Annotated in this window: 14 protein-coding genes; 3 read left to right on the forward strand and 11 right to left on the reverse strand. The window is 62.6% G+C overall.

From position 1 onward, the window contains the following. Positions 1-13 precede the first annotated feature (13 nt). The 11 genes from AC1Q6J_RS01965 to AC1Q6J_RS02015 form a co-directional block, all read right to left on the reverse strand. Positions 14-1,609 (reverse strand): class I adenylate-forming enzyme family protein, encoded by a 1,596-nt coding sequence (locus tag AC1Q6J_RS01965; RefSeq protein ID WP_492277639.1) that lies wholly within the window; start codon positions 1,607-1,609, stop codon positions 14-16. A 29-nt stretch (positions 1,610-1,638) separates the two neighbouring features. Beyond that, positions 1,639-2,301, reverse strand: a complete 663-nt coding sequence (locus AC1Q6J_RS01970) for an ATP-binding cassette domain-containing protein (RefSeq protein ID WP_492277640.1) — start codon at positions 2,299-2,301, stop codon at positions 1,639-1,641. Continuing rightward, positions 2,298-3,047, reverse strand: coding sequence for an ABC transporter ATP-binding protein (locus tag AC1Q6J_RS01975; protein WP_492277641.1), 750 nt, complete (start codon positions 3,045-3,047; stop codon positions 2,298-2,300). Before AC1Q6J_RS01975 ends, AC1Q6J_RS01970 begins: the two co-directional genes overlap by 4 nt. After that, positions 3,044-4,033 carry a branched-chain amino acid ABC transporter permease gene (locus AC1Q6J_RS01980; RefSeq protein ID WP_492277642.1) on the reverse strand — a complete coding sequence of 330 codons (990 nt, stop codon included), beginning with the start codon at positions 4,031-4,033 and terminating at the stop codon, positions 3,044-3,046. The genes AC1Q6J_RS01975 and AC1Q6J_RS01980 overlap by 4 nt, the downstream gene beginning before the upstream one ends. Then, complete coding sequence (locus AC1Q6J_RS01985) at positions 4,033-4,929, reverse strand: branched-chain amino acid ABC transporter permease (RefSeq protein ID WP_492277643.1); 897 nt, start codon at positions 4,927-4,929, stop codon at positions 4,033-4,035. The genes AC1Q6J_RS01980 and AC1Q6J_RS01985 overlap by 1 nt, the downstream gene beginning before the upstream one ends. Before the next feature lie 169 nt (positions 4,930-5,098). Further along, positions 5,099-6,400 (reverse strand): ABC transporter substrate-binding protein, encoded by a 1,302-nt coding sequence (locus AC1Q6J_RS01990; RefSeq protein WP_492277644.1) that lies wholly within the window; start codon positions 6,398-6,400, stop codon positions 5,099-5,101. A gap of 285 nt (positions 6,401-6,685) precedes the next feature. After that, the gene (locus tag AC1Q6J_RS01995; protein ID WP_492277645.1) at positions 6,686-7,492 is read right to left on the reverse strand and encodes a FadR/GntR family transcriptional regulator; all 807 of its coding nucleotides are present in this window, start codon (positions 7,490-7,492) and stop codon (positions 6,686-6,688) included. Positions 7,493-7,724: 232 nt separating this feature from the next. After that, positions 7,725-8,498 carry a heme ABC transporter ATP-binding protein gene (locus AC1Q6J_RS02000; RefSeq protein WP_492277728.1) on the reverse strand — a complete coding sequence of 258 codons (774 nt, stop codon included), beginning with the start codon at positions 8,496-8,498 and terminating at the stop codon, positions 7,725-7,727. A gap of 17 nt (positions 8,499-8,515) precedes the next feature. After that, a complete protein-coding gene (locus tag AC1Q6J_RS02005; RefSeq protein ID WP_492277646.1) occupies positions 8,516-9,610 on the reverse strand; it encodes a FecCD family ABC transporter permease in 1,095 nt (364 codons plus the stop codon). Then, the gene (locus AC1Q6J_RS02010) at positions 9,607-10,587 is read right to left on the reverse strand and encodes a heme/hemin ABC transporter substrate-binding protein (RefSeq protein WP_492277647.1); all 981 of its coding nucleotides are present in this window, start codon (positions 10,585-10,587) and stop codon (positions 9,607-9,609) included. Before AC1Q6J_RS02010 ends, AC1Q6J_RS02005 begins: the two co-directional genes overlap by 4 nt. Positions 10,588-10,595: 8 nt before the next feature. After that, positions 10,596-10,814 (reverse strand): hemin uptake protein HemP, encoded by a 219-nt coding sequence (locus AC1Q6J_RS02015; protein WP_492277729.1) that lies wholly within the window; start codon positions 10,812-10,814, stop codon positions 10,596-10,598. Positions 10,815-11,058: 244 nt separating this feature from the next. Here AC1Q6J_RS02015 and AC1Q6J_RS02020 point away from each other — a divergent pair, with 244 nt between their 5' ends. The 3 genes from AC1Q6J_RS02020 to hutX all read left to right on the forward strand — a co-directional run bounded on the left by AC1Q6J_RS02020 (position 11,059) and on the right by hutX (position 14,432). Continuing rightward, positions 11,059-13,437 (forward strand): TonB-dependent hemoglobin/transferrin/lactoferrin family receptor, encoded by a 2,379-nt coding sequence (locus AC1Q6J_RS02020; protein WP_492277648.1) that lies wholly within the window; start codon positions 11,059-11,061, stop codon positions 13,435-13,437. A 155-nt stretch (positions 13,438-13,592) separates the two neighbouring features. Beyond that, entirely contained in the window at positions 13,593-13,928 is a 336-nt protein-coding gene (gene hmuQ / locus AC1Q6J_RS02025) for a heme-degrading protein HmuQ (protein WP_492277649.1), read from the forward strand. A gap of 3 nt (positions 13,929-13,931) precedes the next feature. Next, a complete protein-coding gene (gene hutX, locus AC1Q6J_RS02030; RefSeq protein WP_492277650.1) occupies positions 13,932-14,432 on the forward strand; it encodes a heme utilization cystosolic carrier protein HutX in 501 nt (166 codons plus the stop codon). Positions 14,433-14,501 lie beyond the last annotated feature (69 nt).

A 14,501-nucleotide genomic window follows, 5' to 3' on the forward strand; every position in this document is an offset into this window, starting at 1 on the left:
GGCGGCGCCTCGCTCAGGAATCGACCAGCGCGTCGCGTAGGTTTTTCTTCATCACCTTGCCATTGGCGTTGCGTGGCAGCGGATCGGTGCCGATCGAGATGGTCTCGGGGACTTTGTAATCCGACAGACGCTCGGCGCACCACGCGCGCAGGGTCGGCTGGTCGATGTTCGAGCGCACAACCACGACAGCGTGAACGCGCTCGCCCAGCACCGGACACGGCCGCGCGACGATGGCGCTTTCCAGGACTTCGGGATGACTGGCGAGAACCGACTCGACCTCGGCGGAGTAGATTTTGAGGCCGCCGCGATTGATCATGTCCTTCTGCCGGTCGAAGACGCGAACGAAGTTCTGCTCGTCGATCGATCCGAGATCGCCCGAATGCCAGTAGCCGGCGGTGAAACTCTCCGCCGTCGCGCGCGGATTGTTCCAGTAACCCTTGATCACCGAGCCGCTGTGAATCCAGATTTCACCGATCTCGCCGCGCGGCAGTTCGCGTCCGGATGAATCGACAACGATAATATGCGCGCCGGGACAGGGCAGGCCGACGCTGTCGCTATGGCTCGCGGTGAACGCCGGCGGCATGATGGTCGATGGAGATGACGTCTCGGTCGAGCCGTAGGCATTGACGAGTTTTAATCCGGGCAGCTTTTGCGCCAGCTTCTCGATGGTCGCAACCGGCATCGGCGCGCCGCCGTAGCCGCCAATGCGCCAGGCGGAAAGATCGTAGGAGTCGAAGTCCGCCTGCAACAGACACAGATTGTACATCGCAGGCACCATCACGGTCTGTGTGGCGCGCTCGCGCGCTGCGATCTTGAGGTACTCCGCCGCCTTGAATTCCGCGACAATGATGAGCGCGCCCGCGCAGCGGGCCATGGCCATGATGTTGGCGGCAATGCCGGTGACATGCGCAAGCGGAACGGCGGCAATCGAGCGGTCGGTTTGCGTCAGTTCGAGGCAGGCCTCGTAGATCGTCGCCGAGTGGATCAGGTTGCAATGGGCGAGCATCGCGCCCTTGGGCTTGCCCGTCGTACCCGACGTATAGAGGATCATCGCGGTGTCTTGCTCGCTGACAGCCACCGGTGTCTGCGATGTCTCGGTCGCGATCAGATCCTGAAACGCCAGTGACCCGCCGGTCACGCCGATCGAGACGCGATGAAGCAGGGTTGGGATCTCGTTGTCATCGGGCAGGCGGTCCGCCATCCCGTCTTCGTGGATAATCAGCGCCGCGCCGCAGTCGGCCAGAACATAGGCAATCTCGGGCTTCTGCTGCCGCGTGCTCAGCATCACGCTGACGAGGCCCAGATGCGCCGCGCCGTAGAGCGCAAGCACGAACTCGATGCGATTGCCGAGCAGCAGCGCGATCCGGTCGCCGGGCTTCAGCCCGATCTCCTTGAAGCCTGCGGCGACCTGCGCGGATTTCCGCGCGACCTCGCGCCATGTCAGGCGCTCATCCCCGCAGATCAGCGCTTCGCCATCCGGGTTGCGCGCAGCGGCGGCGGCGACCATATCCCAGATGTTCGCCGGGCGGTTCTCGAAGGCCGGTACAATACGGTCGCCGAAGCGGGCTTCCAGCCGCATTGCCGGAATCGGGTATTTCGACCAGTCCATGGATTCCGCTACCTATCCTGATCTCAGCGTCAGGTTGAGAAATTTGCCCCGCGCTCGATCACAAATTCTGAATCAAACAAAGTATGCGAGTGATTCAAATCGGACTGCGACATCAATACAGTTAAACCCTTGCCCTTGAGCGAGGCAAGCACGTCGGAGATTCTCTCGGACAGGGCAGGTGCGATCCCTTCGAATGGCTCGTCGAGCAGCAGGCACCTGGTTCCAATCCCAAGCGCGCGCCCCAGCGCGACAAGCTTCTGTTGCCCGCCACTGAGCAGCAGTGCCTTGCGGTCGCGCATGGTCACGAGTTCGCCGATCACCTCATAGACGAAGTCCAGCCGCGCCTTGCGGTCGATATCCTTCGCGACCCACAGCGGCAGCAGGATATTCTCCTCCACCGTCAGTTGCGGCACCAAACCGCGGTCTTCCGGCATATAGCCGATACCGAGGCTGGCGCGGGCATGACGCGGCAGGGCCGCCAGATCCTCGCCGCCAAAACGGATCGTGCCGCGCTTCGGTGTGAGGTGACCCATGATCGAGCGCATCAGCGTGGTTTTGCCGGCGCCGTTGCGGCCGACCAGGCTGACCATGCCGCCTTCGGTCAAGTGCATGGTGAAGCCGCGCAGCGCCGGCATCGACTGGATTTCGACCGCGAGATTGTCGATCTCGAGCAGGGAGCGGGGAGCGGTCATTTCGCGCCTCCCGTCACATAACGGCGGACTTCGCTGTCTTTCAGCACCGTTGATGGCTCGCCGTCGGCCAGGATGCGGCCGTTGTAAAAGGCGACGACGCGGTCGGCATACTTGCTGACGATATCCATGTCATGCTCGACGAAGACGATGGTGGCGGCCTCTTCCGAGACGGCGTGGATGACGCGGTCCATGGTGGCGAATTTCTCTTCCGCCGAGACGCCGGAGGTCGGCTCGTCGAGCAGCAGCAGTTTCGGACGCCGCGCCAGCGCCATGGCGATATCGACCAGCTTGCGGACGCCGCCAGCCAGTTCGGATACCGGCCGATCGGCGTGACCCTTGAGACCAAAGCGATCCAGTAACGCCAGCGCTTTGTCATGCCGCTCGCCGGCTTCCGCCGGAACCGTCAACGACAGCCGCCCGCCTTCCGCGCTGGAGACCGCGACGGTCAGGTTTTCGGCAGCGGTGAGCTCAATGAAGAGCTGCGGAATCTGGAACGAGCGCGAGATTCCGAGCCTGGCAACGCCGCGCGGGGAGCGCCGGCCGATCGGCAAGCCGTCGAGTTCGATCGCGCCGCTGTCGGGCTTGATGTATCCCGTCACCATGTTGACGAACGTGGTCTTGCCGGCGCCGTTTGCGCCAATCAGGCAGAGCTTCTGGCTGGCGGGAATATCGATGCTGACGTTGTCGGCGGCGACCACCGCGCCGAAACGCTTCTGGAGTCCACGCACGGAGAGGACGGGCTTCATGACACCGATCCTTTCTCGGCGATTGCCGCGTCTGGCAGCGGTTCGGACACCCTGCGTTTTTTCCCGCTCCAGAGCGAGCCGATGCCCCGCGGCAGGAACAGGATGACGGCTAGCAGGAAGACGCCAAGCACGAGCTGCCACGTGTTCGGAAGGTAGAGATTCGAGAATGAGCGCACGAGTTCGAGCGCGAGCGCTGAGACGAACACCGCCGCGACGCTCTGCGTCCCGGCAAGGACGGCGACGAAGACGAAGTCACCGGAGGTGGTCCAGTAGGCGAATTCCGGATCGATGTGCCGCTGCGCCATCAGTGCGAGCGCTCCGCTGGCGCCTGCGAATGTCGCCGCGATCACGAAGTTGATGGTGATGATGCGGTTCGCGGAAGTGCCGAGATATTCGACGCGAAGGTTGTTTTCGCGCACGGCGAGGCTTGTCAGCCCGAACTGCGAGCGGAACAGGATCGTGGCGAAGATACCCGCAAGGCCCGTGGCGACGACCGACACCGCATAGAGCATGAAGTCTGCCTCGCGCGGATCATTGAACACCGCGCCGAACAGGGTGGGGCGCCCGACGTTGAAGCCGTCCGAGCCGCCAAGGATCGTCGTCTTGACCAGCGCGCCGTAGAGCACCATCGACAATGCCAGTGTCAGCATGCCGAAGAAGATTCCGGTATAGCGCGCAATGAGCGGGCCGATGATCAGGCCGAGGAGTCCGCCGAACACCGCGCCGATGATGACCTGCGCGACGGCGTCGGTGACGCCGAAGGTGATCGCGAGCAGCGCCACGCCATAGCCGCCGCCGGCATAGAACAGGCCCTGTCCGAAGGACACGTTGCCCGTCCGCGCCAGCACGACAATGCCGAGCGCCACGAGCGCCTTTGAGGCGGCAACGGTTGCAAGCGATAGCGTCCACGCCGGAATGATTCGGCCGAACAGCACGGCGAGGACGACCAGACCCAGAAGGGCGAGAGGGTGCGTGGCGTGTTTCATCAGATGCGCCTCGCGACTTCACGGCGGAACAGGCCTTCGGGCCGGAACATCAGCACGGCGGCCATGATGAGATAGATCATGAACAGTTCGGCCTGCGGCAGCAGGTGGACCGATGCGGCGCGCGCCATGCCGACGAGGATGGCGCCGACGGCGGCGCCTTCGATGCTGCCAAGGCCGCCGATCACCACGATGGCGAAGCTCAGGATGATGATCTCCGAACTCAAACCGGGCTGCACGGAAATCTTCGGCGCGGTCAGGCCGCCAGCGAGCGCCGCGAGCATCACGCCGAAGGCAAAGGCAAGCGCGTAGACGCGATTGATTTTTACGCCCATGCTCGCGCTCATTTCGGCGTTGTGAATCACGGCGGTGACGATCTTCCCCGTGGTGGTGCGGTTGAGGGCGAACCACACCGCGAATCCGATCGCCGCCGACAGCGGGATCAGCATGAGATCGTAACCGACGTAGAACAGCCCCGCGAATTCGGCATTGCCGAATAGTTCATAGGGCTGGTTCGCATAGATCGGATTGACGCCCCAGATCAGCTTGGTCACGTCTTCGAAGATCAGGAAGACGGCATAGGTCACGAGCAGCAGCACGACTTCATCGCGGCCATAGAACAGCTTGATGAGCCCGCGCTCCATCAGGAGGCCGACCGCCGCGGCGATGGCGGCCACCGACACCAGCATCAGGACAAAGCCAGGTCCCGGAGGAACATTGCGCGCCGCCGCCATTGTCACGACGGTCGCAGCGAGATAGGCGCCGAGCGCGTAGAAACCGCCGTGTGCGATGTTGAGAATCTTGAGTACGCCGAAAACGAGGGTCAGGCCCAGCGCCACAACGAAAAGCCACGATGCCTGAATGAGGCCATCGAGTATGACTGTGAGTAAGGTGTTCATCTGTCTTTCGTGCCGCCGGAATCACCTCTCCCCGGCGGGGAGAGGTCGGCGCGTAGCGCCGGTTGGGGGGATCGGTATTCGAGCGGAAGCATCCAGCACCTCTCACCCCAACCCTCTCCCCATCGGGGAGAGGGAGCGCATCGCGTTCGATGTGACATGTGCGATCAGATTACTTGCACTTGTCGCTCTTCATTCCGCCCTTGATCCAGTCGATGGATTTCACGCCGGGGGGCGGATTGACGCACTCGGCTTCGAAATTGACGATGTCGACCAGATCGACCCGCTTCTTTCCCGCGTTGTACTTGGTGCGGCTGAAGGCGATCGACTGGATGGCCTGATGGCCGTCGCCGTTCTTCATCTGAATCAATCCGCCCGGGCTCTGCCACTCGGAACCGGTCATCGCCGCGACCAGTTCGTCGGCGCTCGGCTTCTTGCCGCCGTTCTTGGCCATCGCCTTCTCGACCGCGTTCTTCACGCCGAGGATCGACTGCGTGATGCGATAGGCCGCCTGCACGGGATAGAAACCGTGGGCCTTCTCATAGCCGGCGAAGAACCACTCGTTGAGCGGGGTCTTCGGCGACATCAGGCCATAGGCGCCGCGCGCGCCGATGATGACGCCGTCAGGCATCTTGTCGCCGAGCGGTGGCAGGACGTGATCGGCGGCGCTGAACACAAGCTGGCTGCGCTTGGCGAGGCCGCGTGGCACGGATTGCAGGACCAGGGCCTGCAAATCGCCGCCCCAGAGGCTCGAATAGACGACGTCAGATCCGGCCGACACCAGCGCGGAGATTTCGGTGCCATACTGGCCCGCGCCGAACTTCGGCAGCAGATCGGCGCCGAGCTTTGCATTGGGGTAAAGCTGGGCCGCGGCCGCGACAAAGTCGGCCCGGCTGTCCTGGCCCCAGGCGTAATCCTGGTTGATGGCCGAGAACGTATCCATCTTGATGTTCTTGAGCTTCATGTAGCGGATCAGCCCGACGTTATCCTGAGTGGCGTGGGCTGCGGTGCGGAAGACGTAGTTGTATTTTGCTTCCTCGAAGATGCGCGGCGTTCCGCAGTCGAACAGGAACAGGGGCTTCTTCAGTTCTTCCGCGATGGGGGCGACCGCGAGGCAGTCGCCGGAGCTGATATAGCCGATGACGGCATCGACATTGTCGCGCTGATAGAGGTTGCGCAGTTCCTGCACCTGCTTGGTCGCGCCGCCGTTCTCGTCGATAACGACGGACTCGATCTTCATGCCGCCGAAGCCGACTTTGTTATAAGGGGCGGGTCCGGCGCCCTTGTTCAGTTCGCCGATAACGAACTCCGCGCCCTTACCTGCGGGGACGCCGAAACTTTCGGCCGCCGGACCTGACAGGAATGTGACGATGCCGATCTTGAAGGTCTCTTGTGCCGATGTCGGGCCGGTAAGGGCCAGAACAGCGGCGGAGCAGGCCGTCAGCAACCCAAATTTTCGCGTGAAGCGCTTCATATTGTTCCTCCCGAATTGTCCGGTCGCGCCGGTTCTTTGTGTCCGCATCCGTTTGCCGGATGTCGGTGGTTCGATGGCAGCTTAAGCGGGCTTTTGGCGCGCGTCTACGATCCCGGTTCCCGAAGCATGCGACGAAAGCCTGCATGGCAGTGGGCTCGAACAGGTATTGCAGAAATTGCACAAAGGATTTGCATCAATGCCAGTCATGCCTGGAGCATCCATCGCGTCGTGATGCGCCGGTTCGTGTGGCGAACCCGGTGTCACAGGCGCGGGTCCGCGTTAGCGTCATGCAACGCGCTTCTTCCTGAGCTTGCCGTTGACCGTCTGCTTGCGCGGCGAGATTTTCGCGTTGCGTCCGTATTTTTTCTTGGTCGACAGCTTGAACTGCGTATAGCCGAGTACCTGCTGCATCGCGGCGCGGGCTTTTTCGGCATTGCCCTCGTCGATGGCGCGGGCCGCGATAGCGTGGTTCGGAAGATTCTCGTTGAACCATCCCGGGCTGCCGGTGGCGACCATGAACACGGCGCTCAGAATGGTGTCGATCGCGCCGCGGAAACCTTGCAGCACCGGATTGTGCGTGGCGTCGATGATCGCGAGATGAAATGCCTTGTCCGCGATGATGGCGGTCGGCACGTCGTGCGAGGCTTCCATCGCCGCCAGCGCGGTCATGATGCGCCGGCGGTCCTTCGCCGTCGCGCGCTCGGCTGCGAGAGCGGCGGCGGCCGGCTCGATGATCAGGCGCACTTCCTGAAGCGCCAGCAGCAGGTCGCGATTGGGTTCGTCCTTGCTGATCAGCCAGCTCAGGACATCGCGGTCGAGCAGGCTCCAGTCGCCGCGCGGCCGCACATGCGTGCCGTGGCGAGGACGAACGCTGACCAGTCCCTTGGCGGCGAGCGTCTTGATCGCCTCGCGCACAACGCCGCGCCCGACGCTGAACCGGCTTTCGAGGTCATGCTCTGGCGGCAGTGTCGAGCCGACCGGAATCAGATCCTGCGCAATCTCGCTGCCGAGCGTCCGTAACACGGCCTGGATGCGGCCGGGCTTGACGAGCTTGCTGGCGGTTTTCGGGCGAGGTTTGACCGGCGACTTCATGCTCTGAGGCTAGCACACCGGCGCTCATGGCGACAATCATCCGATGTTAAACATCGGATGTTGCGTGTGCTGCAATGCAGGAGACCGGAGTTGAATCCTGATCAGACATAACGGAAGCGGGCCGAAACAGCAATCGGCAGCGCGTGCGCCGCAGTATCGGATGCGTTGAATTCGATGTGCGGAATATGAAATCGCCCATATGCAGGCCGTCCACGGCCGTCATAAATGGGCGTTACTGCATGCGCTGAAGCAGAACATAGGGCTGGCCGTCTTCGGAGCCGATATTGGTTTTGACGTCAAAGACGTCCCTGATCATTGCGTCGGTGATCGTCTCGGCGGGACTGCCGTCAGCGGCGACCGTTCCCTTGCGCAGAACAATAATGCGATCCGCGAAGCGGACGGCGAGATTGAGATCGTGCAGCACCGCGACCACGGCGGTGCCGGTGCGCGCCCGGCGCTTGGCGGTTTCGACGAGATTGATCTGGTGGCGCAGATCGAGGCTCGAGGTCGGTTCATCCAGCAGAAGAACGCCCGGGCCGTGTTCGGCTTCGCCGCAGGCGAGCTGAACCAGCACGCGGGCGAAATGCGCGCGTTGCTGTTCGCCGCCCGACAGTGTCGGCAATTCGCGGTGGCGGAATAGCGCCAGGTCGAGTTCGGCGATGGCGGCTTCCACCAGCGGCGCAGTGACGGTGCGCGAGCGATCGCCCGCGCCCATGGCGACGATCTCCTCGACCGTGAACGGGAAGGAGACATTGACGTGCTGGGACAGCATGACGCGGTGGTTCGCAAGATCGCGTGAGGAGAATGACGCGAGGTCGCGGCCCTTGAGACGGACGCCGCCGCCGGTGCAGCGAAGATCGCCGGACAACAGCCGCAGCAATGTCGATTTGCCGGCGCCATTCGGCCCGACGATGGCGACGGTCTCACCACCATGAACCCGCGTACTCACACGATCGAGCAGCGTCGCATGCCGGACTTTCATGCAGACCGCATCGGCTTCGATCATGGCGGGGGCGAGCGTGGTCACGATGCGATCAGCTTTCGTTGCCGCAGCAGGATGAACAGGAAGAACGGCGCGCCGAGCGCAGCGGTAAGAATTCCGATCGGCACCTCGGCGGGCGCCGCCAGTACGCGCGCAATGGTGTCGGCCAGAATCAGAAGAATGGCTCCGAGGAAAACCGAAGCGGGCAGCAGCAGCCGGTGGCCGGGGCCGATCACGATGCGCAGCAGATGCGGCACCACAATGCCGACGAAACCGACCACGCCGCAGATCGACACGGCGACACCAGTCATCGCGGAAATCAGCACGATCGCAATCTTCTTCAGCCGCTCGACATCGACGCCGGTATGAAACGCTTCCGCTTCGCCCAGCACCAGCACATCGAGGCCGCGCGCGATCAGCGGGATCGCCAGCACCGCAAGCAAGGCGACGGGCGCGACCATCCCGGCTTTCGGCCAGGTCGCGCCGCTGAGCGAGCCGAGCAGCCAGAAGGTAATGTCGCGCAACTGGCGGTCATCGGCGACGAACACCAGAAGCCCGATGCCGGCATTGGCGATCGCCGCGATGGCCAGACCCGCGAGCAGAAAAATCGCTACTGACGTGCGGCCCTCGCGGCTCGCGATCCTGTAGAGAATGGTGGTAGTCAGCAGCGAGCCTGCGAATGCTGCGACCGGCAGCAGCTCCAGTTGCATGAACCGGAGGCTCGCGCCCCACGCACTGTCCGAGATGACAATGGCCGATGCCGCGGCAAACGCGCCGCCGCTGGATACGCCGACCAGCGCGGGATCGGCGAGGGGATTGCGGAACAGGCCCTGCATGATCGCGCCGGACAGCGCCAGCAGACCGCCGATCATGCCGGCAATCGCGATGCGCGGAATCCGGATCGACCACAGCACGAGTTCGTCGCGCGCGAGCAGGGCAGGATCGGCGCCGGCGATGTTCAGCCCAAGCGCGGCGGCAAGACGGGGTAGCGGAATGCCGGCCGCTCCGACGGTGGTCGCCAGCAGTGCGACCGCGAGAACACCCGCAGTCAGAACGGCGTATACGGCAATTGCGGAGGGGCGCATGGACCCGCCGGCCCTGGCGGCAGCCAATGGCGTCGCTTCTGTCACCGTCATTTCCGGCAGTCGACGGAAAGCGCCGCCGGCTTCCACGTCGCGGCCTTCTCATTGAGGCCGGGATAAAGCGACAGTGCGAGATCGCGGGCGGCGGCTGCGGTGCGCGGACCGAACCCCAGGAGATACAGTCCGTCCATCGCGACAAACGATTTCTTGGCGGCGGCAGGTGTCAGCGCGAACGATGGATTGGCGAACACGGTCTGCGCGTCGAGCTGCTCGCGGCCGCGCTGCATGGTGAGAATGACGTCAGGCCTGGCGGCGACGATGGCCTCGTCATTGACCGGCTTGTAGCCATCGAAGCCGTCCACCGCGTTGACGCCGCCGGCCAGCTTGATGATCTCGTTTGCCGCGGTCTTGTGTCCCGCCACCATGGCGCGGCCGTTGAGGAACGACATCACGAACATCACCCGCGCAGGCTGCTTGACGCTGTCACGGAGTTTTTTCAACTCGGCGAGATCGCTGCTGACCGCCGCGGTGAGGCAGGCGCCGCGCGCGTCCGCATCCATCGCATGGGAAACCAGCTTGATCTTATCGATCAGCCCTTGCTCCGTGTACGTTTCGGGGAACGAGACGAACGGAATTTTAGCGGCGTCGATAACGTCGAGTGTTTCCTTCGGGCCGGAGCCTTCGATCGCAAGAATCAGTTGCGGGTTGAGGCCGAGCACGCCTTCTGCGCTGAGTTGTCGCATGTAGCCGACGTTCGGCTTCTCGCCGAGCGCCTTCGGCGGATAAAGGCTGGTGCTGTCGATGCCGACGATCTTGTCCTGAAGACCAAGCGCATACAGAATCTCGGTGATGGCGCCGCCGATCGCGACAATGCGCGCGGTATTGCCGATGGTCACATCGCGGCCGCGGGCGTCGTGGATGATGATACCTTCGGCGCGCGCCGCCGCGAGCGGGGCCGCGCTGGCGTAAAAGCCCACGGCGAGGGCGAGCGTGACGCCAAACGTCGCGCCAATCGTTCGGGAAGCGGGCATTCTGCTTTTCATTTCGTCAGGATCAGCTTGTTTTGCGCCGTCAGCCGCAGACGATAGGTGTCCTCACCATGCGAGATAATGATCTCGCGCGAGGCGACGAACAGGTCGCGGCTGTTGATGCGGTTATCCGTCAAAGGGATCGAACGCTCAATTAGAGTCGTTCCAGACTCGTTGCCGGCGTCTTTGCCCGAGGAGCCGTCGGGGTCGTGAGGAGAGCCAGCATTCATCAATTTTGCGCGTCCCGTGTTGGAAAGTCTTGTTGTTCTTAAATTTGTCGGCGCGCGAATTCCAACACTCCAGTTTACAATAGGTTTAAACTGATCGTTCGCTGGCTTGACCCGGCGCGGCCATTTTACGAAAAGTGGCAACACGTTGGCAGCGACCAACGGATTCTACGACAGCCAGCCAGCCGCCTTCGGGCGATGCCCGCCAGCCGCATCACGCAAAAGCAAGTTAAGGTTTGGGGCTGTCATGTCGGGGCTGAATGCGCGCGCGTGCGCGCTACTATTATCTGTGTCTGTTGTTGCGCTGGGAGGAGTGGTCGCGACCGCGCCGGTGCATGCGCAATCTGCTGAAACGTCCAGCCGGACTGTCCAACCCGCCAAGCCGAAACCGATCAAGCGCAAACGCGCGGGCGCGCCGATGGCGGAAGTACCTGTGCCGAGCAATCCGATGAACGCCAACGCGCAGATTGGACAGCCGGTCTATCAGTCGCTGGATGAGATCACGGTTGCCGCATCGAAAACCCAGGAGCGCGCGATCGATGCTCTGGCGCCGGTCAGCGTCGTCACGCTGGAGCAGATCCAGGGACGTCAGGCCTCGCGCGTCGGCGATCTCGTCTACACCGTTCCCGGTGTCTGGATACAGGATCGCGGCGACGATCCATCGACATCGATCAACATTCGCGGCTTGCAGGACTTCGGCCGCGTCGCTGTCGTTGTCGATGGTGCGCGCCAGAACTACCAGCGCACCGGCCACAACTCGAACGGTTCGTTCTTTCTCAACCCCGAATTGATCGGCGGCATTGATATCGTGCGCGGTCCGACCGCCAACATCTATGGCTCGGGCGCGATCGGCGGCGTGGCGTCGTTCCGCACCAAGGACATTCAGGATGTGGTGCGTCTTGGTGAGCGCTGGGGCGTCGATACCAATACTGTGTTCGGCACCAACCACGGCCGCGCCCTCGGCTCGATCTTTGGCGGTGTGCATGTCAACCCGAATGTCGATGTGTTCGCAGGCGGCACTTACGCGACGCAGGACAACTACAAGGACGGTCTTGGCGTCACCGTCGAGAACACCGCGCAGCGGCTCTCGAGCGGCATTGCCAAGCTGACGGTTCGTCCCGCCGACGGTCATGAAATCAAGCTCGGCGGAATCTTTCAGGAAGACATCTACAACGTCGGCCAGCCGCGCCGCCCGGTGGGGCAGCCTTTCGCGCAGGCGGGATCGGCGGGCAACGGCACATCGGTCTACGCGACCAACCTGAAAAACTACACCACCACACTGGGGTGGAAATATTCGCGGCCCGACGACCAGATTTTTGACTGGGATGCGAAAATCTACTGGAACCGGACCGACAGCCAGCAGGTCAAGACCCTGCACAACTCGGCATTGGCGACCGGCAACTGCACCGGCGGCGCGCCTGGCAACAGCATCACCGGCTGCGTCGGCGGCCGGCGCGGCTATCTGATCGATACGTTCGGTTTCGATGTTCACAACACGTCGCGCTTTGAGACCGGCGACTGGCGTCATGCCGTTACCTATGGCGGCGACGGCTTCCGCGATGACGTTTCAACCTTCGACAGGAGCGGCAACTCCAACAAGACCACACCCGGCGGCGAGCGCACGGTCACTGGAGCGTTCGTGCAGTGGAAGACCAACTATACCTCGCTGCTGGAGATGGTCGGTGCGGTCCGTTACGACAACTATCAATTGAACTCGTCAGCGGGGTCTGCCAGCGGCGATCGCTTCTCGCCGAAAATCACCATCGGGCTGATGCCCGCAGCCGTCATGACGCCCTACATCAGCTACGCCGAGGGCTATCGCGCGCCTTCGATCACCGAAACGCTGGTGGATAGCGCTCACGTTGCGACCGGCACCGGGCAGGGCGATTTTTCGATCTGCCCCGACGGCACGCGCGGTTTCTTCTGCTTCCTGCCGAACCCCAATCTGCGTCCTGAAGTCGGCAAGACCAAGGAGGTCGGCGTCAACATCAAGAAGGATGGTCTGTTCAGGGCCGGCGACAGCTTCCGCGGCAAGTTCAATGTGTTCCGCAACGACGTCGACGACTACATCGACAGCGTTCAGTTCACCGGTCCTCCGTTCAATGCCTTCCCGCCGATTCCAGGGCTATTCCCGACCACGTATCTTCAATACCAGAACATCGCGCATGCCCGGATCCAGGGTTTCGAAGCCGAAACTATGTACGATGCCAATGATTTCTTCGTGGGCGTGTCGGTGACGTTGCAGGAAGGCAAGAACACCCAGACCAACATCGGCTTGTACAGCATCCAGCCGCAGAAGGTGACGACGACGGCGGGCCTGCGCTTTCTCGACAATCAGGTCGTGCTGTCGGCGATGTGGACCTCGGTGAAGAGCAACACCGATATCCCGGTCACATATCTGCCCGGCACATCCTACGATCTGGTCAACCTCTATCTGCAAGTGAAGCCGACCAGGGACTTCGCGCTGAACTTCTCGGTCGAGAATCTTCTGAACCAGTATTACCGGCCTTATGCCATTCCGCGCGCCGCCGACTTCACATCGCCGCAAAACGACGTGCTGTGGGCCAGCGCCGGCGCGGGCATCGTCTACAAGGCCGGGCTCAAATACCATTTCGGAGGAAGCTGAACGCAGAACGATCGGTCCCTGCTTTTGAAAAGCAAACTGGGTTGCCGCGCAGAGCTTTTCTGCGCGGTTCGCTGCGTTTACCGCGCAGGCTCTTATGAACGACGCTTTAATAACGGGCCGTTCGGCCTTACAGTCAGACAAACAGGAGAAGACCAATGTTTATTGCGATGAACCGATTCCAGGTAAAGACCGGCTCCGAGCAGGCGTTCGAGACCGTGTGGGCGACGCGCGAGTCCTATCTCAGCGAACTCGCAGGCTTCATCGAATTCAATCTGCTGCGCGGGCCGAAGGCCGACGATCACACACTGTACTCGACACACACGTTGTGGGCGGACAAGGCGGCATTCGAGGCGTGGACCAAGTCCGACCAGTTTCGCAAGGCGCATGCCCGCGCCGACAATCAGACCGGCGAGAGTCTTTATCTCGGCCATCCGAAGTTCGAGGGCTTCGAGATCATCCAGACCGAGCGCAAGTCCAGCGCGGCGGCCTGAACCATGCTGAGCACCGATCTCGCCGATCTCAGGAAGCATATGGCGGAGAATCCGGGCGGCGTCATCGAGGACGTCGCGCGGGAGAAGAACGTCACGGCGCGCGCCGTGATCGAGGCGCTGCCGGACGAGATGCGCAGCCTCATATCCGGCTCAGCCTTTGTGCCCGCGATGCAGGACATCGCAACGTGGGGCGAGGTGACGCTGATCATCCACACCGAGGACGGCATCTTCGAGGTCACCGAGCCGGTCGGTGGCGGTGAGGTCGGGCGCGGCTACTACAACATCATGAAGCCAAAGGGCATGCACGGCCATCTGCGCCACGAGCGCTGCGGCGGCATCGCGTTTGTTGAGCGACCGTTCATGGGAAAGTTGTCCGCCTTCGCGGCGTTCCTCAATGTCGATGGCGGGGTGATGTTCAAGGTGTTTGTCGGCCGCGACGAGAACCGCGCGCTCAAGACCGATCAGCTTGAGAAGTTTCGCGCGCTGGCGAAGACGCTGGGCTGACCTCCTTAACCTCGCCCTGTTTACGGGGAGAGGTCGGATCGTGAAGCGATCCGGGTGAGGGGCGACTTC

The organism is Afipia sp. MLSD5-FHT05B12, from assembly GCF_058793355.1.

Coding starts and splice junctions, on each gene's coding strand:
- AC1Q6J_RS01965 (WP_492277639.1), bottom strand. CDS start 1,609: ATGGACTGGTCGAAATACCCGATTCCGGCAATGCGGCTGGAAGCCCGC.
- AC1Q6J_RS01970 (WP_492277640.1), bottom strand. CDS start 2,301: ATGACCGCTCCCCGCTCCCTGCTCGAGATCGACAATCTCGCGGTCGAA.
- AC1Q6J_RS01975 (WP_492277641.1), bottom strand. CDS start 3,047: ATGAAGCCCGTCCTCTCCGTGCGTGGACTCCAGAAGCGTTTCGGCGCG.
- AC1Q6J_RS01980 (WP_492277642.1), bottom strand. CDS start 4,033: ATGAAACACGCCACGCACCCTCTCGCCCTTCTGGGTCTGGTCGTCCTC.
- AC1Q6J_RS01985 (WP_492277643.1), bottom strand. CDS start 4,929: ATGAACACCTTACTCACAGTCATACTCGATGGCCTCATTCAGGCATCG.
- AC1Q6J_RS01990 (WP_492277644.1), bottom strand. CDS start 6,400: ATGAAGCGCTTCACGCGAAAATTTGGGTTGCTGACGGCCTGCTCCGCC.
- AC1Q6J_RS01995 (WP_492277645.1), bottom strand. CDS start 7,492: ATGAAGTCGCCGGTCAAACCTCGCCCGAAAACCGCCAGCAAGCTCGTC.
- AC1Q6J_RS02000 (WP_492277728.1), bottom strand. CDS start 8,498: ATGATCGAAGCCGATGCGGTCTGCATGAAAGTCCGGCATGCGACGCTG.
- AC1Q6J_RS02005 (WP_492277646.1), bottom strand. CDS start 9,610: ATGACGGTGACAGAAGCGACGCCATTGGCTGCCGCCAGGGCCGGCGGG.
- AC1Q6J_RS02010 (WP_492277647.1), bottom strand. CDS start 10,587: ATGCCCGCTTCCCGAACGATTGGCGCGACGTTTGGCGTCACGCTCGCC.
- AC1Q6J_RS02015 (WP_492277729.1), bottom strand. CDS start 10,814: ATGAATGCTGGCTCTCCTCACGACCCCGACGGCTCCTCGGGCAAAGAC.
- AC1Q6J_RS02020 (WP_492277648.1), top strand. CDS start 11,059: ATGTCGGGGCTGAATGCGCGCGCGTGCGCGCTACTATTATCTGTGTCT.
- hmuQ (WP_492277649.1), top strand. CDS start 13,593: ATGTTTATTGCGATGAACCGATTCCAGGTAAAGACCGGCTCCGAGCAG.
- hutX (WP_492277650.1), top strand. CDS start 13,932: ATGCTGAGCACCGATCTCGCCGATCTCAGGAAGCATATGGCGGAGAAT.